At 73.5% G+C, this 23,837-nt stretch carries 18 protein-coding genes; 11 read left to right on the forward strand and 7 right to left on the reverse strand.

Annotation, left to right across the window (positions count from 1 at the left end):
• Positions 1 to 12 precede the first annotated feature (12 nt).
• The 3 genes from AC0OLQ_RS20155 to rnhA form a co-directional block, all read right to left on the reverse strand.
• Entirely contained in the window at positions 13 to 273 is a 261-nt protein-coding gene (locus AC0OLQ_RS20155) for a ferredoxin (RefSeq protein WP_484527509.1), read from the reverse strand.
• Complete coding sequence (locus tag AC0OLQ_RS20160; RefSeq protein ID WP_484527510.1) at positions 270 to 1,493, reverse strand: cytochrome P450; 1,224 nt, start codon at positions 1,491 to 1,493, stop codon at positions 270 to 272. Before AC0OLQ_RS20160 ends, AC0OLQ_RS20155 begins: the two co-directional genes overlap by 4 nt.
• Positions 1,494 to 1,579: 86 nt before the next feature.
• Entirely contained in the window at positions 1,580 to 2,056 is a 477-nt protein-coding gene (rnhA, locus tag AC0OLQ_RS20165; protein ID WP_484527511.1) for a ribonuclease HI, read from the reverse strand.
• 100 nt (positions 2,057 to 2,156) lie between these two features.
• On the opposite strand from rnhA, the gene AC0OLQ_RS20170 reads away from it, so the two are divergent.
• The 8 genes from AC0OLQ_RS20170 to AC0OLQ_RS20205 all read left to right on the forward strand — a co-directional run bounded on the left by AC0OLQ_RS20170 (position 2,157) and on the right by AC0OLQ_RS20205 (position 16,296).
• Positions 2,157 to 2,954 carry an inositol monophosphatase family protein gene (locus AC0OLQ_RS20170; protein WP_484527512.1) on the forward strand — a complete coding sequence of 266 codons (798 nt, stop codon included), beginning with the start codon at positions 2,157 to 2,159 and terminating at the stop codon, positions 2,952 to 2,954.
• Positions 2,955 to 3,027: 73 nt separating this feature from the next.
• On the forward strand, positions 3,028 to 4,137 hold the full coding sequence (locus AC0OLQ_RS20175) for a serine hydrolase domain-containing protein (protein ID WP_484527513.1): 1,110 nt from the start codon (positions 3,028 to 3,030) through the stop codon (positions 4,135 to 4,137).
• 771 nt (positions 4,138 to 4,908) lie between these two features.
• Positions 4,909 to 7,416 (forward strand): glycosyltransferase, encoded by a 2,508-nt coding sequence (locus AC0OLQ_RS20180; protein WP_484527514.1) that lies wholly within the window; start codon positions 4,909 to 4,911, stop codon positions 7,414 to 7,416.
• Complete coding sequence (locus AC0OLQ_RS20185; protein ID WP_484527515.1) at positions 7,413 to 9,080, forward strand: glycosyltransferase family 39 protein; 1,668 nt, start codon at positions 7,413 to 7,415, stop codon at positions 9,078 to 9,080. Before AC0OLQ_RS20180 ends, AC0OLQ_RS20185 begins: the two co-directional genes overlap by 4 nt.
• A complete protein-coding gene (locus tag AC0OLQ_RS20190; protein ID WP_484527516.1) occupies positions 9,077 to 10,447 on the forward strand; it encodes an alkaline phosphatase family protein in 1,371 nt (456 codons plus the stop codon). Before AC0OLQ_RS20185 ends, AC0OLQ_RS20190 begins: the two co-directional genes overlap by 4 nt.
• Positions 10,438 to 12,711: a glycoside hydrolase family 71/99 protein gene (locus AC0OLQ_RS20195; RefSeq protein WP_484527517.1), complete on the forward strand. Its 2,274-nt coding sequence runs from the start codon at positions 10,438 to 10,440 to the stop codon at positions 12,709 to 12,711. The genes AC0OLQ_RS20190 and AC0OLQ_RS20195 overlap by 10 nt, the downstream gene beginning before the upstream one ends.
• 70 nt (positions 12,712 to 12,781) lie before the next feature.
• On the forward strand, positions 12,782 to 15,622 hold the full coding sequence (locus AC0OLQ_RS20200) for a CBM96 family carbohydrate-binding protein (RefSeq protein WP_484527518.1): 2,841 nt from the start codon (positions 12,782 to 12,784) through the stop codon (positions 15,620 to 15,622).
• Between the two features lie 92 nt (positions 15,623 to 15,714).
• The gene (locus AC0OLQ_RS20205) at positions 15,715 to 16,296 is read left to right on the forward strand and encodes a dihydrofolate reductase family protein (RefSeq protein WP_484527519.1); all 582 of its coding nucleotides are present in this window, start codon (positions 15,715 to 15,717) and stop codon (positions 16,294 to 16,296) included.
• On the opposite strand, the gene AC0OLQ_RS20210 is transcribed toward AC0OLQ_RS20205, so the two are convergent.
• Complete coding sequence (locus AC0OLQ_RS20210; protein WP_484532390.1) at positions 16,281 to 17,540, reverse strand: lycopene cyclase family protein; 1,260 nt, start codon at positions 17,538 to 17,540, stop codon at positions 16,281 to 16,283. The genes AC0OLQ_RS20205 and AC0OLQ_RS20210 overlap by 16 nt on opposite strands.
• Positions 17,541 to 17,628: 88 nt before the next feature.
• Here AC0OLQ_RS20210 and AC0OLQ_RS20215 point away from each other — a divergent pair, with 88 nt between their 5' ends.
• Positions 17,629 to 18,696 carry a Gfo/Idh/MocA family oxidoreductase gene (locus AC0OLQ_RS20215; protein WP_484527520.1) on the forward strand — a complete coding sequence of 356 codons (1,068 nt, stop codon included), beginning with the start codon at positions 17,629 to 17,631 and terminating at the stop codon, positions 18,694 to 18,696.
• A gap of 12 nt (positions 18,697 to 18,708) precedes the next feature.
• Here the strand turns inward: AC0OLQ_RS20215 and AC0OLQ_RS20220 are convergent, their stop codons facing one another.
• The 3 genes from AC0OLQ_RS20220 to AC0OLQ_RS20230 form a co-directional block, all read right to left on the reverse strand.
• Positions 18,709 to 19,977, reverse strand: coding sequence for an MFS transporter (locus AC0OLQ_RS20220; protein WP_484527521.1), 1,269 nt, complete (start codon positions 19,975 to 19,977; stop codon positions 18,709 to 18,711).
• Positions 19,978 to 20,043: 66 nt separating this feature from the next.
• On the reverse strand, positions 20,044 to 21,060 hold the full coding sequence (locus AC0OLQ_RS20225; protein WP_357345470.1) for an aldo/keto reductase: 1,017 nt from the start codon (positions 21,058 to 21,060) through the stop codon (positions 20,044 to 20,046).
• Between the two features lie 210 nt (positions 21,061 to 21,270).
• Entirely contained in the window at positions 21,271 to 21,645 is a 375-nt protein-coding gene (locus tag AC0OLQ_RS20230) for a VOC family protein (protein ID WP_484527522.1), read from the reverse strand.
• Between the two features lie 246 nt (positions 21,646 to 21,891).
• Here AC0OLQ_RS20230 and AC0OLQ_RS20235 point away from each other — a divergent pair, with 246 nt between their 5' ends.
• Together AC0OLQ_RS20235 and AC0OLQ_RS20240 are read left to right on the forward strand one after the other, a co-directional pair.
• Entirely contained in the window at positions 21,892 to 22,413 is a 522-nt protein-coding gene (locus tag AC0OLQ_RS20235; protein WP_484527523.1) for a pyridoxamine 5'-phosphate oxidase family protein, read from the forward strand.
• An 80-nt stretch (positions 22,414 to 22,493) separates the two neighbouring features.
• Positions 22,494 to 23,825, forward strand: coding sequence for a nicotinate phosphoribosyltransferase (locus AC0OLQ_RS20240; protein WP_484527524.1), 1,332 nt, complete (start codon positions 22,494 to 22,496; stop codon positions 23,823 to 23,825).
• Positions 23,826 to 23,837: the final 12 nt, after the last annotated feature.

The raw sequence follows: 23,837 nt of genomic DNA on the forward strand, positions 1-23,837 counted from the left end.
CGAGCCGGGCGGTCACGGCGTCGCGGACGCCTCCGGCACCGGCGTCGACGAGTGACCCGGTTCCGGCCGGGGCGCGACGCTGATCGCCCCGGCCGGGCAGAGTTCCACGGCGAGCCGTACCCGGTCGACCGCGTCGGCCGGCGGCTCGGTCCGGCGGAGCAGCACGAGGCCGTCCTCGTCGTCCTGGTCGAAGACCTCCGGCGCGGTCACCACGCAGTTGCCCGCCCCGCAGCAGCGGTCCCGGTCCACGCCGACCCGCACCGCGCCGCTCACCACGTCACCGGCAGCGCGTCGAGGCCGTAGACGACCGAGCTGTCCCGGGTCGGCAGCCGCCCCGCCGTGGTGGCCGGCCGCAGCCGGGGGAATCGGCGGGCCAGCTCCACCAGGGCGATCCGCAGCTCTGCGCGGGCGAGGGGCTGGCCGATGCACTGGTGCACCCCGAAGCCGAACGCGACGTGCTGCTGCGCCGCCCGGTAGGGGTCGAACTCGTTCGGCCGGTCGAAGGCCGCCTGGTCCCGGTTGGCCAGGGAGAGCACCGCGATCGCCCCCTCCCCGGCCCGGATCAGCCGCCCGCCGACCTCGACGTCCTCGGTGGCCAGGCGGGGCAGCCCGGTGCGCACGATGCTCAGGTAGCGCAGCAGCTCGTCGACCAGGCCCTCGGCGTGCCCGGGGTCGTCGCGCAGCGCGGCGTACCGGGCGGGGTGGCGGAGCAGCAGCAGGGTGCTCAGCCCGATCATGTTGGCGGTGGTCTCGTGGCCCGCGATGAGCAGCAGCACGGCCATGCCGACCAGCTCGTCGACCGCCAGCTCCCCGGTGTCCACCCGGTCCCGGGCCAGCCGGCTGAGCAGGTCGTCGGCGCGTTCCCCGCTGGCCACCTTCGCCTCGACCAGCCGGTGCAGGTAGTCGCGCAGTTCCCGCACGTGCCGCTGGACCCGCTCCGGCGGGGCGTCCCGGTCGATCAGCGTCCGGCTGCGCTCCTGGAAGAAGCCGTGGTCGGCGTACGGGACGCCGAGGAGGTGACAGATCACCATCGACGGCACCGGCAGGGCGACGTGCGTGACCAGGTCGGCGGGCGGGCCGGCGGCGTGCAGCTCGTCCAGCGCGCGGTCGACGGTCTGCCGGATCAGCGGCTCGATCCGCCGCACGTTCCTGATCATGAACTCGGCGGTCAGCATCCGGCGCAGCCGGGCATGCTCGGCACCGTCCATCCGGAGGAACCCGCCCCGGCGGTCGCCGAACGCACCGGGCGGGATCCGGCGCAGCAGCGGGAAGCCCGGCCGGGTCAGGTCGGCGCTGAAGCCGGGGTGACGCAGCAGGTACCTGACGTCGGCGTGCCGGGTGACCAGCCAGGCCGTGGCGTCGGTGGGCAGCCGGACCCGGGTGACCGGGCCGGCGAACCGCCGCCGCTCCCCCGCGTCGAGCGGGACGAGCGGGTCGCGGTCGAGGTTGGTCGGGGGCCAGAGCGGCAGGTCGGTCAGCGGCGCAACGGTCACGCGGACACCTCCGGGGGGCGACTGTCCGTGACGGCATCGATCCGCTACGTTACCCATCGACCGAGGTCGACACAACCGCCCGGCGGTCAGCGAGCCGGGGCGGCCTCCGCTCGCGCCTCGGTCATCCCCCGGTTGGCCAGCGCGTCGGCCCGCTCGTTCTCCGAATGTCCGTTGTGGCCCTTCACCCAGAGCCAGGTGACCTCGTGCCGGGCGCAGGCCGCCTCCAGCCGCTGCCACAGGTCGGCGTTCTTCACCGGCTGCTTCGCCGCAGTCAGCCAGCCGTTGCGCTTCCAGGAGGCCAGCCACCCGGTGATGCCGTTGCGCACGTACGTGCTGTCGGTGTGCAGCCGCACGGTGACCGGACGGGTCAGGCTCTCCAACGCCCGGATCGCGGCGGTCAGCTCCATGCGGTTGTTGGTGGTCGGAGTGGCCTCGCCGCCGCACAGCTCGCGCTCGTGCCCGCCCCAGCGCAGCAGCACGCCCCAGCCGCCGGGGCCGGGATTGCCGCTGCACGCCCCGTCGGTCCAGATCTCCACGACCCCGTCGGTCGCCGCCTCCGCCATGCCGGCAACCTACCCGGTACGCCCGCATCCACGGCCATCGGACCCGCCCGGCGGCACCCGCGGGCAGCGAAGCCGGCCCGTCCCCGATACCCTTCCCGGCATGATCAACTCCTACGCCGGCCTGGACGATGCCGGGGTTGCCGTCGCCGCGGCGCTTGCCGGCGCGGACCGGGTGCGCGACATGTACGGCCAGCGGCTCAGCCGCATCGACAAGGGCGGCGGGGACTTCGCCACCGAAGCCGATGTGGCGGCGGAGCGGACGATCCTGGACGTCCTCCGGGCCGCCCGGCCCGACGATGCGGTGCTCGGCGAGGAAGGCGGGCGACAGGGCCCGGTCGACGCCGCACGGCGGTGGCTGGTGGATCCCCTGTGCGGCACGTTGAACTACGCCACAGGCACCATGCTGGTGGCCGTCAACGTGGCGCTGCGCGATGGGGCGGCGGCGGTGGCGGACCCGTTCGCCGGTGAGGTCTTCTTCACCGACGGTGCGACCGCGCGGGTACGGCGCGACGGGGTCGATGCGGAACTGACGCCCACGCCCGCCACCCGACTGGTGGACGTCAACCTGGATCCGCCGTTTCCGAACGCGCCCGGATTCCGGGCCGTGGACCTGCTGGCTCACCCCGACTTCGTCGAGGGGTTCCGGCCGCGAGTCGTGTCCACCACGCTGGCGCTGGCCTGGGTGGCGGCCGGCAAGCGCGCCGCGTACGTCACCGACGGCAGCGACCTGTCCGGCAGCGTGCACTTCGCCGCCGGCATCGCGCTGTGCCGGGCCGCCGGCTGCGTGGTCACCGGGATCGACGGCGCCCCGACCGGGCCGGGTGGCCGCGGCCTGCTGGTGGCGGCGGACGCCGAGACCCACGGCCGGCTCATGGACCTGATCCGCAGCCGACGCTAGTACGGTGACCGCGGTTCACGCCCGGGGCAATTTCGGGCGACATCCGCGGGGCGGTCTGGCAGGCTCGCTGATCATGGACGGACGTTGGGACGACCTGCGGGCCGAGGTACGCACCGCGATCGGCGAGCTGGTCACCTCCGGCCGGGAGACCGGAGTGGAGGTGGCCGCCTACCTGCACGGCGCGCCGCTCGTCGAGGAGCAGGCCGGCCTGGCCGACGCCACCACCGGCCGGCCGCTGACCGCCGACACGCCGATCCACGCGGTCTCCACCGGCAAGGGCCTCACCGCCACCGTGGTCCACGTGCTGGCCGAGCGCGGACGGCTCGACTACGACCTGCGCATCGCCGACGTGTGGCCGGAGTTCGCCCGCCACGGCAAGGACGGCATCACCCTGCGGCACGCGCTCACCCACACGGCCGGGCTGCCGGCCCTGCCCGCCGACATCACCGCGGAGGACTTCACCGACTGGGACCGGATGTGCGGGCTGCTGGCCGACGCCACGCCGCGGTGGGCGCCGGGCGAGCGGGTCGCGTACCACGCCTGGACGTGGGGCTGGCTGGTCGGCGAGGTGGTCCGGCGGGTCACCGGCAAGCCGGTCTCGCAGGTGCTGGCCGAGGAGGTCGCCGGGCCGCTCGGGCTGACCGGGGAGCTGTTCCTGGCGGTGCCCGAGGCGGAGCTGCCCCGGCTGGCCCGGCTGGAGGACGCCGGCCTGGCGGCCCTGATGACCTACGCGAGCGCGAACCTGCCGAACTTCGACGCGGTGGCCCCGCCGGGGGTACGTCCGGACGGGACGATCGGCAGCCGGCCCGACGTGCTGCGGGCCGACGTGCCGGCGGTCGGCACGATGACCGCGCGCGGGATCGCCCGGATGTACGCGGCGCTGCTCGGCCCGGTCGACGGCGTACGGCTGATCTCGCCGGACCGCCTCGCCGAGGTGTCGGCGGTGGCGGTGCGGGGCGAGGACTGGGTGTTCGGCGCGGAGGTGACCTTCGGCCTCGGCTACGCGGTCGAGGCGGACGGCTCGTTCGGCACCGCGGGCAGCGGCGGCAGCCTCGCCTTCGCGTACCCCGACCTGGGACTGACGGTGGCGGCGTTGCGCAACCGGCTCGGCGCGGGCGACGGCGACCCGATGGAGGGCCTGCGGAGACTGGTCCGCGACGCGGTGGTCGCCGGCTCCGCCTGAGCGCGGGCCGGCGAGCCTCGCTCGAGGCGGGCGGGGCGCTCCGGCGTGGACGGTCCCTGCCCCCCTCGGCAGGGCTCATCGTCGTCGCGGACGGATCGGCACACCGGACAAGTCGGCGCACCGGACAAGATGGCCTGTCTCGCCGATCAGGTGTCGCCATCGGGCCGAGTGGGCCGGTCGGGGGTGGCCTGCACGGTCACCGCGGCGGGCGGCGAACCGGCAGAGACGCACACCGTTCGGGGAAATCCTCGGCTGGCCCGGTGGAGACGGCCGATACTTTACGAAGCAAACACTCAGCCGAACGGCCACGGCCACGTCATCCGAAACAATTCCCGGCCGGTAGCTGTAGGTAAAGGAAATTGCCGCGGCTTTCGTCCGGCATGCATTTGCAGCGCCGTCGTGCGGCGTTGTGGTGAACGCTTTCCGACTCGCCGCGATCCGTCCACAGTGGCCAGCCGTCGGTCCGATTGAGTAGTCACTCAGCGCAACACAAGGGTTACCTAACTCCGTTTCGCCGCAGGCAGCGGCGGGGTCCCCGCCGGCGCGACGCCGGGTGAGCGAGTGTCACCTTCACGACTGTTCGAGTGTTAGACACCGCGTCTTCGCCCTTCGTACTCTCTGACGACACCGCAGCCACCCCGTCAATACCCACGGCGCCGGGACCGAACCGGAGACGGTCCCGCACGCATTTCCAACTGGCTTCCGCGCTGTTTCCGAGCTGTATTTCCGGCGGCTCGTCATTGCCTGGAAGCAGACCTCATGGAGGGTCGAATGACCGAGGTTGCACATGCGCCATCGACGGACGACGACGAGGAGTCGGCGACTTCGGGCGGCGAAGTCCGGCGGCGCCGGTACCGGCACGACCCGGAACCGACGCCGCGCTATCTGCACCGGCCCGCGGCGGAACAGCAGGTGCGGCTGAGCGTCGTCGTACCGACCCGCAACGAGGCGGAGAACATCCCCACCCTGCTGTCCCGCCTGGGCGGCGCCCTCGCGCCGCTGGGCGCGGAGATCATCTTCGTGGACGACAGCGACGATGACACCGTCGAGGTCCTGACCCGGCACGCGCCGGACGCCCCGGTCGCCGTACGCGTGCTGCACCGTCCGGCGAACTCACGGGCCGGCGGGTTGGGCGGCGCGGTGCTGCTCGGCGCCCGGCACGCCCACGGCGAGTGGGTCATGGTGATGGACGCCGACCTCCAGCACCCGCCGGAGTCCGCCGGCAGGCTGGCCGACATCGCGATGCGGCACGACGTGGACGTGGTGATCGGCACCCGCTACGCCGGAGAGGGCTCCAGCGAAGGACTGGGCGGCGCCGCCCGGGAGGCCACCTCGTCGTGGGCCACCCGCCTGGCGAAGAGCCTGTTCCCGCGCCGGCTGACCACCATCAGCGATCCGATGAGCGGCCTGTTCGCCTTCCGCCGGGCGGCCGTCGACCTGGACCGGATGAACCCGATCGGCTTCAAGGTGCTGCTGGAGCTGCTCGTCCGCCACCCCGGCGCCCGGATCGCGGAGGTCGCCTACGAGATGGCGCACCGGCACGCCGGCCGCTCGAAGGCGTCCGTGCGGGAGGGGCTGACCTTCCTGCGGCACCTGTGGCGGCTGCGCAGCCAACGGCTGGTCGGCCAGATGCGGGAGCGCCCGGCCTCCACCCGTGACCGCCTGGCGGAGCTGATCAGGATGGTCGCGTTCGGACTGGTCGGGCTCTCCGGCATGGCGGTGAACACCGCCGCCCTGTGGTTCTTCTACGAGCCGGCGAACCTGCACCACCTGCTGGGCGCGGCGCTGGCCACCCAGCTGTCGACGACGTGGAACTTCGTCCTCATCGACCTGCTGATCTACCGGCGCAACCGGCAGGGCTCCCGGGCCGGCCGGGCGAGCCGCTTCTTCCTGCTGAACAACGTGCTGCTGCTGTTGCGCCTCCCGGTCCTGCAGGCCCTGGTCTGGGCCGGCGTCGGGATCCTCACGGCGAACGCCCTCACGCTGGTCGCGCTCTTCCTCGTCCGGTTCCTCATCAACGACCGGGTGATCTACTCCACCGTGAGCACCGGCCGGCGCGACCCGGTACGCATGCTCGTCAGCCTGACGGCCCCCGCGGCCACCGCCGCCCCCTCAAGGAAGCGGTACCAGTACCTGAAGTACCGGTACGACGTGGCCGGCGTGGTCACCATCGGCTCCCAGATCATGCTGCCGGAGCTGGAGTTCTTCCGGGCCCAGTGGGTGGCGGACGCGGACGTCGACATCGCGGTGCGGGTCAGTGACGTGGGCGGTCGGGGGCCGCGACGCCGGGCCGCCATGACCGAGTACGCGAACGAGTCGGTCCTCCGGTACGAGGAGCACCTGGGCCGGCTGGGCGCGAACTTCCGGATCAGCCTCGGCTCGCCGATCGACATCCAGGTCGGACCGCTGCTCGCCCGGTCGCCGCACGTGGTCTACACCAACATCATCGAGGCGCTGCTGCGGTTCGTGCTCGTCTCGCGGGGGCAGATGCTCCTGCACTCGGCGTGCGTCAACCTCAACGGCGTCGGGGTGATGCTCTCGGCGCTGACCGACACGGGCAAGACCGCCACGGTGCTCCGCCTGCTGCGCGACCACGGGGGGCACTTCCTCTCCGACGACATGACCCTGATCGGCCCCGACGGAGTGGCGACCTGCTTCCCCAAGCCGCTGACGATCAGCGCGCACACCCTGCGCGCGGTGCAGGCCCAGGATCTGACCCCGGCCGAGTGGCGCCGGCTGCAGTTCCAGAGCCGGCTGCACTCCAAGGGCGGCCGCTCGCTGGCGCTGACCCTGAGCCGATTCAACGTCCCGATCATGGGCATCAACGCCATCACCCAGCGGCTCGTCCCCCCGCCCAAGTACAGCGTCGACCGGCTGGTGCCCTGCCGGATCGGCACCAGCACCCGGGTCGAGGAGTTGTTCATCATCGAGCGCGGTACGCCGCGGATCAGCGAGCTCGGCCCGGACGAGACGCTGGACCGGATGATCAGCAACACCGACGACGCGTACGGGTTCCCGCCGTTTCGCTACCTGGCGCCGGCGATCACCATCGACGGGCAGGGCTACGCGCAGCTGCGCGAACGCGAACGCGAGATCCTCGCCGGGTTCCTGTCGCACGTGCGCAGCCGGGTGCTGGCCTCCGACCGGTTCGGTTGGGCCGACGAGATCCCGGACCTGTTGCGGGCCGAACGTGGCGACCTGCCGGCCGAGCAGCAGGTGGTCCTCCCGGCCTGGCCGCGGTGGAGTGGGGCGCTGGCCCCGAGTGGAGCGCGTGCGTGAGTGTGACCCCGTCCCCGGTCGGGGAGATGGAGCACGACCGTCGCGAGGCGACGGTCGTGCTCCACCCCGTCGTCCGGTCGGTGCCCGTGCCGGATTCCCGCCCCGACGGTGCCGGTGGGGGCCGCCGACGGCGCCGGTGGGCGGTGCCGGCCGCCCTCGTCGCCATCGCGGCGCTGGCGCTGCTGCTGCGGGTGTGGCGGCTGGACGCCCTCGGCTTCAACAGCGACGAGGCCGTCTACGCGGGGCAGGCCGCCTCGCTCGCCGGGAACCCGAACTACACGCCGTTCTTTCCGGTCTTCCGGGCCCACCCGATGCTCTTCCAGACCCTGCTGTCACCGTTCTTCCGGTCCGGCGAGGTGGACGTGGCCGGGCGGGTGGTGGTGGCCGTGCTCGGCGTGTCGACCGTGCTCGCCGTCCACCTGCTCGGCGCCCGGCTCTACGGCCGGCGGGTCGGGCTGGTCGCGGCGCTGCTCGTCGCCGCCATGCCGTACCACGTCATCGTCACCCGTCAGGTCCTCCTCGACGGGCCGATGGTCCTGTTCGCGACGCTCACGCTGTACTGCCTGGTCCGGTTCGTGCAGAGCCAGCAGGCGGTGTGGTACGTCGCCGCCGGCGGCATGCTGGGCCTGACGATGCTGACGAAGGAGACGAGCATCGTCCTGGCCGGCGGCGTCTACGCGTTCCTGGCGCTGACCCCGACCGTGCGCCGGCCGGTGCGGCTGTCGCTGCTGGCCGTCGCCGCCATGGGGGTGGTCTTCGCGACCCACCCGGTCGTGCAGGCCCTGGCCGGTCGCACCCAGACCGGCAAGAGCTACCTGGTGTGGCAGCTCTTCCGTCGACCCAACCACTCGATGGGCTTCTACCTCGAAACGGTGCCGCCCGCGATGGGGCTGCTCGTGGTGGCGGCCGCCGCCGGCGGCCTGTGGTGGCTGCGCCGGCGCCGGTCCTGGCGAGAGACCCTGCTCCTGTCGTGGATCGCCGCGCCGGTGCTGTTCTTCCAGCTGTGGCCGGTGAAGGGCTTCCAGTACCTGCTGCCCGCCGTCGCGCCCGTCGCGGTGCTCGCCGCCCGGGCGCTGACCGGGATGCCGGTTCCGGAGCGGGTCCGCCGCCTGCTGCGGAGGGCCGGCGGCGCACCGGGGGCCGGACCGTCCCGGGTGGTGCGGGGGGTGCGGACGGGCACCATCGCGGTGGTCACCCTGAGCCTGCTCGTGCCCAGCTGGAGCGCGGTCAACCGGGCCGACAACGCCACCTTCCTCGCCGGCTCCGGTGGGGTGCCGGGCGGCCGGGAGGCCGGCCGGTGGCTGGCCGCGAACACGCCGGAGGGGTCGGTGGTGCTCACCCTCGGTCCGTCGATGGCCAACATCGTCCAGTACTACGGCCACCGCCGCTGCTACGGCCTCTCGGTCAGCCCGAACCCGCTGCGGCGCAACCCGTCCTACGAGCCGCTGCCCAACCCGGACTGGTGGCTACGCCACAACGACCTGCACTACGTCGTCTGGGACTCGTTCTCCGCCGGACGCTCGACGTTCTTCGCCGAGCGGTTGACGGTCCTGATCCGCCGTTACCACGGCCGCGTCGTGCACACCGAGAACGTCGACGGGACCGACTCCACGGGCCGACGGGTGCCCGTTCCCGTGGTCATCATCTACGAGGTGCGTCCATGATCCACCCCATTCGCCCGCGCCGGCACGCCGGTCGTCTGGTGGCCCGCGTACTGCTGGTCGCCGCCCTGCTGGTGCTCGCCAACCCGGCCGCCGCCCACGCCGCGTCCCGGACGGCGGCCCCACCGAACCCCACCACGCCGATCGACCACTTCGTCTTCCTGATGCAGGAGAACCACACCTTCGACAACTACTTCGGCACCCGGCCGGGGGTCGACGGCATCCCCCCGGGCACCTGCATGCCGGTGAAGCGGGGCCGGGCCGAGCCCTGCGTCAAGCCGTTCCACCTGGGTGAGCTGGGCAGCCTCGACCTCGACCACACCGCCGAGGCGTTCCGGGTGCAGTATCACGGCGGCCGCATGGACGGCTTCGTCGAAGGGGTGAGCACGCAGGGCAAGGACGGCCGGCTCGCGATGGCCTACTACGACGACCGCGACCTCCCGTACTACTGGAACATCGCCGACGAGTACGTCCTCTTCGACCGCTTCTTCAGCTCGTCCAACTCGGGCAGCATCCGCAACCACATGTTCCGGGTGACCGGCGGCCCGGGCGCCAGCGGAGCGTCGGAGTCGATCCCGGCGCGGGGATGGGGCGACATCCCGACCATCTTCGACCGCCTGGAGGCCGCCGGGATCAGCTGGAAGTTCTACGTGGAGAACTACGACCCCACCATCACCTTCCGCTCCCGCACCAGCGCCGAGGACGTCGACCGGGGAGCGCAGGTGATCTGGGTGCCGTTGCTCGGCTACGCCCGCTACGTCGACGACCCCCGGCTGTTCAGCAAGATCGTGAACCTGGACCAGTACTACGACGACGCCGCCAAGGGCCAGCTGCCCGCCGTCTCCTTCATCGCGCCGGCCGGTGACAGCGAGCACCCGCCGGGCAGCATCCGGGCCGGCCAGAACCTGGTCCGCACCCTGCTGACCCAGCTGATGCGCTCACCCGACTGGGACTCGTCGGCCTTCCTCTGGTCGTACGACGACTGGGGCGGCTGGTACGACCACGTGCCGCCCCCGCAGGTCGACGCCTACGGCTACGGCTTCCGGGTGCCCGCCCTGCTGGTCAGCCCGTACGCCCGGCGTGGCCACGTCGACTCCACCACGCTCGACTTCACCTCCGCGCTGAAGTTCATCGAGGTCAACTGGCGGCTCGCACCGCTGGCCGAGCGCGACCGCAGGGCGAACACCTTCCTCGACGCCTTCGACTTCGACCGACCACCCCGGCCGGCGGTCCTGCTCGGCACCGAACGCACACCGCCGGTCGTGACCAGGCCGGACCCGGTGCCGGTGTACGCCTCGTACGCCCTCACGGGCAGCCTGGTGGCGGCGCTGGTGGGTGCGGCGGCCCTGCGGCGGCGGCGATGGACGTGACCGGGCGGATCGCGCGGGCCGCGCTGCTGACCCTGGTCGCGGTCGTGCTGGGCCTGGCCGTGTCGCCGTCGGCTGCGAGCGCCCGGCCCGCCTCGACCAAACCGGGCGTGCTGCACCTGCGGGTCGTGCCCCCGCTGGCCGGGGTGGTGGTGCGGGTGGACGGGCAGACCGCCCGGTCCGACGCCCGGGGCCGGCTCCGGATCCGCGTCCACAACTTCGTCGACCTGGAGCGGCGCCTCGTCGTTCCGGAGACCCGGATCGACCCGACGCGCAAGGTCGTCTTCGACCGGTTCCGCGGCGACGTGGACGCCGGGGCGCGCGGCAAGGAGGTGGAGCTCGGGGTGCGTACCGCCCGGCTGGTGTCGTGGAGCTTCATCGACCGGTTCGGCGACGCCGTGCCGGCGGGCCGGGTCACCGCCATGCGGCTGCGCAGCAACACCGGCGAGATCCACGACCTGACCGGCCCAGAGTTGACCCAGCCCCGCTGGGTGTCGGAGAGCCGGACCCAGCAGGGCCCCCAGGGGCTGGTGTCCAAGCAGCTGTACTACGTCGTCGACAGCGCGATGGTCGACGGCACCTCGGTGGTCAACCGCGCGGGACAGCGGTTCGTGCCGTGGGAGCAGCAGGCGTGGGTGGTGCAGTTGCTCTTCTTCCGGGTCGCGTTCACGGCGACCGACATGTTCTTCACCCGGCAGGTCGGTGAGGGCATCGAACTCACCCGCGCCGACGGCGCCGTCGAGCGGCTGCCGTTCGGCCGGGACGGCACGGCGGTGGTGCCCGACCTGCCGCGCGGCACGTACACGATCACCGTCTTCGGCGGCGGCGTGTCGTTCGGCCGCCCGGTCAGCATCAGCAAGGACCAGGAGGTGGCGCTCACCGTGATCAGCGGGGCCGACCTGGGCCTGGTGACGTTCGCGGTGCTCTTCGTCGCGGTGGGCCTGGTCCTGCTCGGACGGCCGCACCTGCTGGCTCGGCTCCGCCGGCCCGGCCGCGGCCCCGCGGCGGCGAACCGGGAAGGACGCGCGGGACCCCGGCACCGCAGGCGGTTGCGGTGGTCGCGGGCGGACCGGGCGTCGGTACCGGCCGGCAAGGACCGGCCGCCGGCACCGCTACGGGCCGGGATCATGCTGGTGCTGCTGCTCGCCGCGCTGGCCGGCCCGCTGCTTCCGGCCGGCGGCGCACGTGCCGACACCGGTCACCGGCAGGACACCCCGCACCCGTCGGCGACACCCGTCCCGGTCCTCGCCTACTACTACATCTGGTTCAACCCGACATCGTGGAACCGGGCGAAGATCGACTACCCGCTGCTCGGGCGCTACTCCAGCGACGACGTCGAGATCATGCGGCGGCACGTGCGGATGGCGAAGTCGGCCGGCATCAACGGGTTCCTGGTGTCGTGGAAGCACACCCCGCAACTCGACGAGCGCCTGGCCAAGCTGATCGAGGTCGCCCGGGAGGAGCACTTCCACCTGGGCATCGTCTACCAGGGGTTGGACTTCGCCCGCACTCCGCTGGCCTTCGACACCGTGCGCACCGACCTGTCGTACTTCGCGACCCGCTACGCCACGGACCCGGTCTTCGACATCTTCGGCCGGCCTGTGGTGGTGTGGACCGGCAGCGACCGCTTCACGGCCGCGCAGATCCAGGCCACCGTCGGCGGCGTCCGCGGGAAACTGCTCGTCCTGGGCAACGCCAAGAAGCTCGAGGACGTCGAGTCGAGCCAGGGCGTGCTCGACGGCCAGGCCTACTACTGGTCCTCGGTGGACCCGGTCGCCGGCGTCAGCCAGCGCAAACTGGCCGAGATGGCCCGGGCGGTGCACCGGCGCGGCGGGTTGTGGATCGCCCCGGTGACCCCGGGCTTCGACGCGCGCCTGGTCGGCGGCAAGCGGGCGGTACCCCGCCGCGCGGGTGACACCCTGCGCGCCTCCTTCGCCGCGGCGCGCCTCTCCGACCCGGACGCGATCGGGGTGATCAGCTGGAACGAGTTCAGCGAGAACACCCACATCGAACCGAGCGAACGGTTCGGCGCGTCCGACATCAACGTGCTCGCCGACCTGCTCGGCGTACGCGTCGACGTGGCCGTGCCGGCGGACAGCAGCGAGCCGGCCGACGGCGACCACTGGGGGCTGAGCGCCTGGGGGGCGTTGCTCGTCACCGGCGCGGCGGTGGTGGCGTTACCGCTCGGGGTGCTCGTGCGGCGACGTCGGCTCCCGGCCGGGGTCCCCGGTGGCCGGCCGGGCCTGGACGACGACGCCGACCACTGATGGTGAACCGCTCCTGGGGAGGCCGCGGCCCTGCCTCGACGACTGGCAACACGAGCTGGAGGTCAACCCCATGAAGCCACCCGGAGCGACCCGGTCACGGGTCACGTCCGCACTGGTCGCCCTGCTCGTCGTCGGGGCGCCGACCCTGGCGGCGAGCGGCCGGGCGAGCAGCGCCTCCGCCACCTGCCGCACGTCGACCCCGGCCGGCGGGCCCTACACCGTGCTGGTCTGCCTCACCCAGCCCGCCGGGGGCGGCACGGTGGTGGGCGACGCCGGTGTGGCGGCGACCGTCAACGTCACGGTCGGCAGCAGTCCCGGCCTGGCGAAGACCGAGTGGTCACTCGACGGGCTGTACCTCATCACGGACTTCCAGTCACCGCACCAGTTCACCCTCTCCTCGGCCGACTTCGCCGACGGGGAACACGTCCTCGGTGTCACGGCGAAGATGCGCGACGGGTACGTCACCGGGGAGACGGCGATCACCGTCACCTTCGCCAACGGCAACGTCACCGCCCCGCCGAACACCCGGCAGTGGTCGGTCCCGGCCATCCAGGCCCGTGGGCCGCAGGAGCCCTTCGTCGTGGGAGCCGTCGGCGACGGCGCCGGTGGCGAGACCAACGCGGTGAACGTCACCAACGCGCTCGTCGGGTGGAACCCGGACCTGTTCCTGTACCTGGGCGACGTGTACGACGAGGGCACGCTCACGGAGTTCAAGAACTGGTACGGCGGCCCGACGGAGTTCTACGGCCGGCTGCGCGACGTCACCACTCCGATCGTCGGCAACCACGAGTACGACGGCAACACGGCCGACGGCTACTTCCACTTCTGGGACAACATCCCGCACTACTACAGCTATGACGCCAACGGCTGGCACTTCATCGCCATCGACTCGACCAGCAACTACAACAAGGTCGCCCCGGGCACCCCCCAGTACGAGTGGTTCGCGGCGGACCTGGCCGCCAACCGCAGCCCGTGCACGGTGGTGTTCTGGCACCATCCCCTGTTCAGCGTCGGCTCCGAGGACCCCGCGCCGCGGATGCAGCCCATGTGGGACCTGATGGCCGCCCACCACGTCACCCTGCTGCTCGCCGGGCACGACCACAACTATCAGCGCTGGACACCCATGGGCGCGGGCGGCGTACCCGCACCCGACGGCATCGTGGAACTCGTGGTGGGCGGCGGAGGCCACTCGAGTCAGGGCTTCGCCAGCTCGGATCCGCGGGTGGTGAAGACCAACAAGAGCTACGGCGCGATGCGGATGGAACTCCTCGGCAACCGCGCCGAACTGCGGTACCACGCGGCCGGCGCCACCGGCACGACCCTGGTCGACTCGTCGACCGTCTCCTGCAAGGGCACCGACGGGCTCGCCCCGACCGCACCCACCGGCCTGTCCGCCACGGTCGACCCGACCCCGTCGGTGCGGCTCGCCTGGACCCGGGCCGTAGACAACTACGGCGTGACCGGCTACCGCGTCTACCGCGACGGGACCGCAGTGGCCGACCTCCCCGCCACCGCCGGCGGCTGGACGGACACCGCCGTCGCCGGGGCGACCCGGTACCGGTACACCGTCGACGCCGTCGACGCGGCCGGAAACCGGTCCGACCGCAGTGTCGAGCTGGCCGTGACCACCTCCGGGCCGGACACCACGCCTCCCACGGCGCCCGGCGGACTGGCCGCCGCGGCCTCCCCGGACGCAGTGACGCTCACCTGGTCGGCCGCCACCGACAACGTCGGCGTCACCGGGTACGAGGTGCGCCGCGACGGCGTACCGGTCGCCACCGTGGCCGCCACGAGCTACGCCGACAGCGCCGTGCCGGCGAACGAGCCGCACCGGTGGACCGTACGGGCGGTGGACGCGGCCACGAACGTCAGCCCCGAGGCCGGCCCGGTCAGCGCGGTGCGGGACACCCTGGCACCGGCGGCGCCGCCGAACGTGCGGGTCACCGGCGTGACGCCCGGCGCGGTCGGCCTCGCCTGGGACGCGTCGACCGACAACGTCGGCGTGGCGCGGTACCAGGTGTTCCGGGACGGCAGCCTGCTGGCGGAGACCTCGTCGGGCCCGACCTTCGTCGACGACACGGTGGGCGCCGCCCGCACGTCGTACACGTATCTGGTCACTGCGGTCGACGCCGCGGGCAACGTCTCCGCGCCGGGCAACCCGGTGACCGTCACCACCGCCGACGCCGACCCGCCCGGCACGCCCGCCAACCTGGTGGCGTCGGCGTCCGGCCCCAACCAGGTCGTGCTGTCCTGGGACCCGGCGACGGACGACTCCGGCGTGGCGGGGTACCGGGTGTATCGGGACGGGACTGCCCTCGCGACCACGACCGGGACCGCCTTCACCGACACCACCGCGCTGTCGGAGACCTCCTACTCGTACGCGGTCTCCGCCTTCGACGCGTCGGGCAACTCCTCGAACCCGAGCACGCCGGCCCTGGTCACCACGCCGGTGGCCGCCCCGGTCGTGACGGTGGCGGACACCTACGCCAAGGCCTCCAGTCCGACCAGCAACTACGGGAGCACCCCGGTGGTGCGGGTCGACGGGGATCCCGCCACCAACGCGTACCTGAAGTTCACCGTGTCCGGGCTGAGTGGCGCGGTGCTCCGCGCGCGCCTGCGGATCTGGGTCGCGGCCGGCTCGTCGAGCGGGTTCGCGGTCCGGCCCGTCGCCGACTCCACCTGGTCGGAGGCGTCCCTGAACTGGAACAACGCGCCCACCGTGGGCGGCACCCCGGTCGCCGCCAGCGGCCGGACGACCAGCGGCACCTGGATCATCGTCGACGTCACGCCGCTGGTCAGCGGGAACGGCACGGTCACCGTCGGGCTGACCTCGAGCGGCGCCTCGTCGAGCAGCTACGGCAGCCGCGAGTCCGCCACTCCCCCGCAACTGCTCGTGGACGCGACGTCCTGACCGACCGTGGCTGACGTCGAAATCCGCGTCCGCCGTTCGTATCGGAGGTGGAGGGTCGGCAGCGGGCCGGCCCCGAACCCGCGAGGAGCGGCATGCGCAGGATCGTCGTCACCGACAACGTCAGCCTGGACGGGGTGATGCAGGCGCCCGGGCGTCCCGACGAGGACACCCGGGACGGCTTCACCCGCGGCGGCTGGGCGCTGCCCTATCAGGACCCGGTGCTGGGCCGGAAGATGGGCGAGGGGATTGCGTCGACCGGCGCGCTGCTGCTCGGCCGGCGCACCTACCTGGACTTCGCCGGCTACTGGCCGCGGCAGACCGGCAACCCGTTCACCCCGGTGCTCGACGCGCTGCCCAAGTACGTCGCCTCGACCACCCTCACCGAGCCGCTGCCGTGGGTGAACTCGCACCTGCTGAACGGGGACGTGATCGAGGCGGTACGGGAGCTGAAGGCACAACCCGGCCCGGACATCGCGGTGCTGGGCAGCGGGGAGCTGGTCCGGTCGCTGCGCCGGCAAGGGCTGGTCGACGCGTACGTGCTGCTGGTCCACCCGCTGGTGCTGGGCAACGGGCGGCGGCTCTTCGCCGACGGCGACGCGCCCGGCGAGCTGCGGCTGGTGGACAGCGTCACCACGACGACCGGGGTGGTCGTCGCCACCTACGAGCCGGCCTGATCCGCGGTCCGCGGTCCGTCCTCCGGCACGGGGGCGGAGGCCGGACCGCGGCCCAGCCGGGCGCGCAGCCGATCGACGGCGTCGCCGAGCACCGCGCCGGTCATCGGCAGCAGCGGGCTGGACCGCATCACCGCCAGGTCCTCGGCTGGCGAGGTGGCGCCGTCGAGGAAACGCAGCACCCGCTCCGGCGGGTTCCGGTCGAAGAGCCGCTCGAAGAACGCCACCCCGTCGACGTGCCCCCGGTCCAGGGCGCGCAGCGCCACCGCGTCCATCCACCGGTGCCGCCCGGGGTAGGCGGGCGCCGGCACCGGCGGCCGCTCGGCCGCCAGGGCCCGGGCCACCTGCTCGGCCTGGCGGAGCATCGCGGAGAAGGTGAACCCGGTGGACGGGCGGGTGGCGCCGCCGGCGGTGCCGAGCCGGACCACCCGGGGCGAGGGGCGGGTGACGAACGGCGCGTCGGTCATCGGGATCACCCCGTTCTCCACCTCCCGCACCCGCAACCCGGTCAGGTCGAGGCCGAGCAGCCCGGCGTAGCCGCGCAGCGCCGCGTCGTAGCCCGCGTCGGTGAGCACGTCGGGCGCGAACTCGGTGTACTCGACCAGGGCGTACCGGTCGTCGACCGGCAGCACGTAGCCGAACGAGACGCCCCGGGCGGGCTGCGGGGTGCGGAAGTCCATGAGCACCGCGCGCTCCGGGTCGAAGACGGGCCGGTCGGCGGCCAGCCACCAGCCGCGGAAGTGCTGCACCCAACTGGTCCGCCCGGGCCGGGCCGGTGGCCGGGGGCGGGAGTCGAGCACCCAGCCGGCCCGCACCAGCGGCCGCCCCTCGGGGTCGTGCACGGTCACCCGGTGCCCGTCGTCGGCCAGCGCGCCGGCCGGCGCGCCGATCCGCACCGCGCCCAGCCGCCGCTCGGCCGCGGCAGCCCGGTCGTAGACCGGGCCGGAGCGGAGCATGGCGTACCGCAGCGGGGTGAGCGGCAGGACGCGGCGGCCGGCGGGCGTGACCACGTCGACCCGCGACCAGCTCGCGCTCAGCAGCGGGTCGAGGTCGCCGCCGGGGGCGCCCCAGAACGCCCAGGTGCGGTCCTGGCCGCGCCGGCGCACCGGGTCGACCACGGCGACCCGCAGGCCGGTCAGGTCGTGCCGGTCCAGGGCGGCCAGCACCAGCGAGGCGGCGCCGCCGCCGCCGACCAGCGCGACGTCGGCCTCGACCGGGGTTGGGTGCACCCGCTCACGCTGCCACATACCCGGGTGGGCCGCCGTCCGGGACCCGCCGTCCCGCGCCGGGCGCAGCGCGTAGATTCGCAGGAGATCATCGAGGACGGGGGACGGCATGGCGCAGGCGCCGCTGCGGGTGGGGTTGCTGGGGTACGGGATCGCCGGGCGGGTGTTCCACGCCCCGCTGGTCGCCGCCACGCCCGGCCTACGGCTGGACGCGGTGGTCACCCGGGACCCGGAGCGCCGGGCACAGGTCCACGCCGAGCACCCGGACGCCCGGGTGCTCGACGACGCCGACCAGCTCTGGCGGGCCGCCGACACCCTCGACCTGGTGGTGGTCGCCACGCCGAACCGGCAGCACGTGCCGATGGCCCGGGCCGCGGTGGCGGCCGGGCTGCCGGTGGTCGTCGACAAGCCGCTCGCGCCGACCGCCGCGGAGGGCCGGGCGCTGGTCGCCGAGGCGGCGGCCGCCGGGGTGCCGCTGACCGCGTTCCAGAACCGCCGCTGGGACGGTGACTTCCTGACCGTCCGCCGGCTCGTCGAGGCGGGCGAGCTGGGCCGGGTGACCCGCTTCGAGTCCCGGTTCGAGCGGTGGCGGCCGGCGATCAAGCCGGGCTGGCGGGAGAGCGCCGCGCCCGGCGAGGCCGGCGGCGCGCTGTTCGACCTCGGCGCCCACCTGATCGACCAGGCGGTGCGGCTCTTCGGCCCGGTGCAGCACGTCTACGCCGAGGTGGACCGGCGCCGGCCGGGCGCCGAGGTCGACGACGACGCGTTCGTCGCGCTCACCCACGCCGGCGGGGTCCGCTCCCACCTGTGGATGAGCGCGGTCACCGCCCAGCTCGGCCCGCGGTTCCGGGTGCTCGGCGACCGGGCCGCCTACACCATCTACGGGCTGGACCCGCAGGAGGCGGCGCTGCGCGAGGGCGGCCGGCCGGGCACCCCGGGCTGGGGCGAGGTCGACCCCGACCGGTACGGCCGGCTCGGCGCCGACGGCGAACTTCGGGCGGTGCCCACCGAGGCGGGCCGCTACCGGGACTTCTACGCGCAGCTGGCGGCGGCGCTGCGGGACGGCGCGCCGCTGCCGGTGGACCCGGCGGACTCGGTCGGGGTGGTCGAGCTGATCGAGCTGGCGCACCGGTCGGCCGCGCAGGGCGTCACCCTGCCGGTGCCGCCACGGCCCTGAGCCCGGCCCCGCTCAGGCGACGGTCGCCGGGGACTCCCGGCCGTCCGGGGCCGGGTCGGCGTACGCGGCGGCCACGGTGGCCCGGTCGAACACCCGCCAGGTCGCGGCGATCACCGCCACGGCCACCACGAACCCCACCCAGTAGGGCGCGGTGAGCCCGTACCGGTCGGCGACCACCCCGCCGAGCAGCGCGCCGACGCAGTTGCCGCCCGCGGCGATGAACAGGGTGGTGCTGCCCACCCGGCCCATCAGCGCGGGCGGAGTGAGCCGCTGGCGCAGCGAGTTGGCGACCATGTTCCACAGCGCGCCGTGCACGCCGAAGGCGAACAGCGCCAGCCCGACCACCACGGCGCTGCGCGAGGCGGCCAGGGCCAGGTGCAGGCCGGCCTCGATGAGCAGGCCCACCCGCACGGTCCAGGTGGCGGTGATGGTGGCGACCAGCCGGTCGCCGACCGCCGCGCCGAGCAGCCCGCCCGCGGCCATGCAGGTGAACAGCGCGCCGTAGCCGACCGAGCCGAGGCCCAGCCGGTCGGTGGCGAGCAGCACCAGCACCGCGAGGGCGGCGGTCAGGGTGACGTTGAGCAGCCCGATGAGCAGGGCCATGGTGCGCAGCAGCCGCTGGGACAGCAGCCAGCGGAACCCCTCGGCCACCTCCGCGCGCACCGAGCGACGCCCACCCGCCCCGGGGGCGCCCCGGTACGACCCGGCGAGCAGGCCGACGAGGACGGCGCTGAGCGCGTACGTGCCGGCGTTGACGGCGAACGGGATGGCCGCGGCCACCACGAAGAGGAAGCCGCCGAGCGGACCGGCGACCATGTTCTGCATGATCTGGGTGCCGCCGCCGAGCCAGCCGTTGGCCCGCTCCAGCCGGGACCGGGGCACCACCGCGGGCACGACCGCCTGGGCGGCGCTGCGGAACACCACCTCGCCGGTGTTGACCACGAACAGCACCGCGTAGAGCAGCGCCACCCCGGCCCGGTCGCTGAGCATCGCGGCGGCCAGCACCGCCAGCACGGCCACCCGCAGCCAGTCGATGACCACCATGAGCCGGCGCCGGTCCACCCGGTCCACCAGCACCCCGCCGGGCAGCGCGAAGAGCAGCCACGGCAGCCAGGCCACCGCGGCGCCGGCGGAGACGGTCAGCGGGTCGTCGGTCTGCGAGGCCACGTAGAGCGGGGCGGCCACGGTGGCCATCCCACTGCCCAGCGCCGACATGGTGCTGGCCGTCCAGAGCCGGGCGAAACGCCCGTCGAGCCGATCCCCCGTGGTCCCCGTCGTCACGGCGAGCGAACCTACCAGGAGTCGGGTGCTACCCGAACCGGGTTTCCCGCCGCACGCCGGCCCCGGTCAGCGCCGGCCGTCGACCCGGTTGCCGGCGTCGCCGAAGACCCAGCCGCTGGTCTGCCCGATGAAGTCGGCGGGGAAGCCCAGCTCGATCTCGGTGGTGGCGCTGAGTCGCCGGACCGCCTCGTCAGGAAGGTCGACGGCGAGTGCCCCGAGATTGTCGGTGAGCTGCCCGACGGAGCGCGCGCCGACGATCGGGTGCACGGCGCGCGAGCGGGCACGCACCCAGGCCAGCGCGACCTGCGACGGGGTGGCACCGAGCTCGTCGGCGACCTCCTGCACGGCGCGGGCCGCCGCGTGATCGCGGTCGGTGAGGGTGGCGGTCGCCAGGCGAGCGCTGTCGGCCGCCTCACGCCGGGTGTACTTGCCGGAGAGGATGCCGCCGGCAAGCGGGCTCCACGCCGCCACGGTCATCCCGGTCACCTCCGCCATCGGCAGCAGCTCCCGCTCGGCGTCCCGGTTGAGCAGGCTGTACGGCACCTGGAGCCCAGCGAACGGCGTCCACCCGCGCCACTCGGCCAGCACGTTGGCCCGCGCCACCACCCAGGCGGGGGTGTCGGAGATGCCGACGTAGAGGATCTTGCCGGCGCGGACCGCGTCGTCGAGGGCCCGCATGGTCTCCTCGACCGGGGTGTGCCGGTCCCACAGGTGCACCCAGTACAGATCGATGTAGTGGGTACGCAGCCGGCGCAGGCTGGTCTCCAGGGACAGCACCAGGTTCTTGCGGTGGTTGCCGGCGGCGTTGGGGTCACCGCCGTCGCGGGAGACGGTGTACTTGGTGGCCAGCACGAACTGGTCGCGGCGGCCGGACAGCAGCTCGCCGAGGAACTCCTCGCTGGCGCCCGCCCGGTAGTTGATCGCCGTGTCCACCACGTTGCCGCCCGCGTCGGCGTACAGGTCGAGCATCCGGCGGCACTCGTCCAGCGGCGCGCCCACGCCACCCTGCTCGCCGAAGGTCATCGCCCCGAGGAACAGCTCGGACACGCGCAGGCCGGTGTTGCCCAGGAGTCGATACCGCATGGGCCCAGACCCTAGCGTCCACAGTGCCCGCCCGGAGCCCCCCTCAGCTGCCTCGACCACCACCGGGACACCGTCGCCGACCGGCTCGCCGGGCTGACAGACGCGCGTCGAGCCGGTCCCCCGTGGTCCCGGCGACGGCGAGCGAACCTACCAGCCGTCGCCGGCCGGGCCGACGGGGTTTCCGGTCGACCCGGCCGGCGAGCATCCCGGCTACAGGTACGGGCGGGTGATCAACTCGATCGCGTGACCCGCGGGGTCCTTGAAGTAGACGCCCCGACCGCCGTGCTCGTTGTTGATCTCGCCGGGGCGGCGCATCTGCGGATCGGCCCAGTGCGTGATGCCGCGGTCACACAGCCGCCGATACGCCCGGTCGAACAGATCGTCGTCGACGAGGAACGCGTAGTGCTGCATCTGGATCTCCACCGGCGGCTCGGCGAACTGGAGCAGCACGCCACCGTCGAGCTGGACGTTGGTGAACACGCCCCAGGACGGCGCTTCGGGGAGTTCCAGCAGCTCCCGGAAGAACCGGGCGGACTCGTCGCGGTCCTTGGCTGCGATGATGGTGTGGTTGAACGTGACTGTCATTCGGCTGACCTCGCTGTTGTTCGACACTTGACGGGACCTGTCGCGCGCGAACGCGCGTGGAGGCCCGCGTGCCGAACGGAAGGGCTGCCCGCTCCGCAGCCGCCCGGCGATCAGCCGACCACTGGGTCGCCGATCCGTGCGTGGCGTGGCGCCGGTCCGGTGTTCACGGTCGATCACGCTACGCGGTGTGATCAACTGCGGCAACGGCGTAGCGCCGTCCCGCGGTCGAGCATGGGAAGATCACCCATGCCCACCACGAATCCCTGGCTCGCCGGCCCCGCCCCCACCGCCCGCCTCGACCGCGACCGCCTGCAGGAGCGCATCCTCAACCTGCTCTCCACCCAGAACATGTGCGTGCTGGCCACCGCCGGCCCGGACGGCCCGCTCGCCACCCCGGTGCGCTACTTCCACCTGGACTTCACGCTGATGTTCACCGCGGTCGCCGACTCACCGAAGATGCGCAACCTCGCTGCCGACCCACGCGTCTCGGTCGGGATCTTCGCGCCCCTGGTCGGCCAGGCCAGCAGCCGCGGCGCGCAGGTCTTCGGCCGGGCCCGGGTGCTGCACCCCGGCGACCCGGACTTCGACCACCACTGGCCGGCGTACCGGTGGCAGTCCGACCACGTGGAGCGGTCCCGGTCGCTGGACGAGCCGCCGGCCGGGCCGCTGGTCGTGGTGCCGGCCGAGCGGATCGTCTACACCGAACACTGGCTGCGCCGCGAGGGCTACGCGCCCCGCCAGTTCTGGCGGGCCGCCGGCCCCCGCTGAGCCGCCGGAGGCGGATCTCCCGTTTCCCGTACGCCTTGCAACCGGATGGATCACAGTGGTGGCGTGGTGGAGGAGGTGGCATGACGGGACTGCGTACCGACCTGTACGAGCTGCGGATGGCGGCCAGCTACCTGCGCCGGGACATGACGGAGCACGCCACGTTCAGCCTCTTCGTCCGCCGGCTGCCGCACCGGCGCGGCTTCCTGGTCGCCGCCGGGCTGGCCGAGGCGCTGGCGTTCCTGGAGAGCTTCGCCTTCGACGACGCCGAGCTGGGCTACCTGCGCGACGTCGTCGGGTTCGACCAGCCCGCCCTGACGGCCCTGGCCGGGCTGCGGTTCACCGGGGACGTGTGGGCCGTGCCGGAAGGTCGCGTGGTCTTCGCCGACGAGCCGCTGCTGGAGGTCACCGCACCGATCGCGGAGGCGCAGATGGTGGAGACGGGCGTGCTGAACCTGATCACCTTCCACACCACGGTGGCCACCAAGGCGGCCCGCTGCCGGCTCGCCGCCGGCGGCGCGCAGCTGATCGACTTCGCGTTCCGCCGCACCCACGGCATCGAGGCCGGCGCAGGGGTGGCGCGGGCGTCGGCCATCGCCGGCTTCGCCGCGACCAGCGACGTCGAGGCCGCCATGCGGTACGGCATCGCCCCGTCCGGGACGATGGCCCACTCGTACGTGGAGGCGTTCCCCGACGAGCGGGCGGCGTTCCGGGCGTTCGCGACCGACTTCCCCACGAACCCGATCTTCCTGGTCGACACCTACGACACCCCCGCGGGAGTCCGGGCCGCCGTCGACGTCGTCACCGAACTCGGGTTGACCGGCCCGGTCGGCGTACGGCTCGACTCCGGCGACCTCGGGGCGCTGGCCCGGCAGGCCCGGGCGATCCTGGACGACGCCGGGCTGCGGCAGGCCAGGATCTTCGCCAGCGGCAGCCTCGACGAGAACGTCATCGCGGGGCTCGTGGCGCAGGGCGCACCGATCGACGGGTACGGCGTGGGCACCAAGATGGGCGTCTCGTACGACGCGCCGTCGCTGGACAGCGCCTACAAGCTGGTCGCCTACGGCGACCGGCCGGTGCTGAAGCTGTCCCCGGGCAAAGCCACGCTGCCCGCCGCCAAGCAGGTCTTCCGTGATCCGACCGGCGCGGCGGGCGATGTGGTGGGGTTGCGCGCCGAGCCACCACCGGGTGGCCGAGAGCCCCTGCTGGTGCCGGTCATGCGCGGTGGCCGCCGGCTCGACCCGGCCGACCCCGCCGACGCGGTTCGCGACGCCCGTGGCCGCTTCGACGCCGATCTCGCCTGGCTGCCCGAGCCGGCCCGCCGGCTGGCCGACCCGATGCCGCCGACCGCGACGGTCAGTCCTGCGCTGGCGGCGCTGCAGGAGCGGGTGGCCGCGCGGCTCGGGCGCGGCTAGGTGGAATGACCA

The sequence above is a fragment of the Micromonospora sp. Utrum1 genome (genome assembly GCF_057197805.1).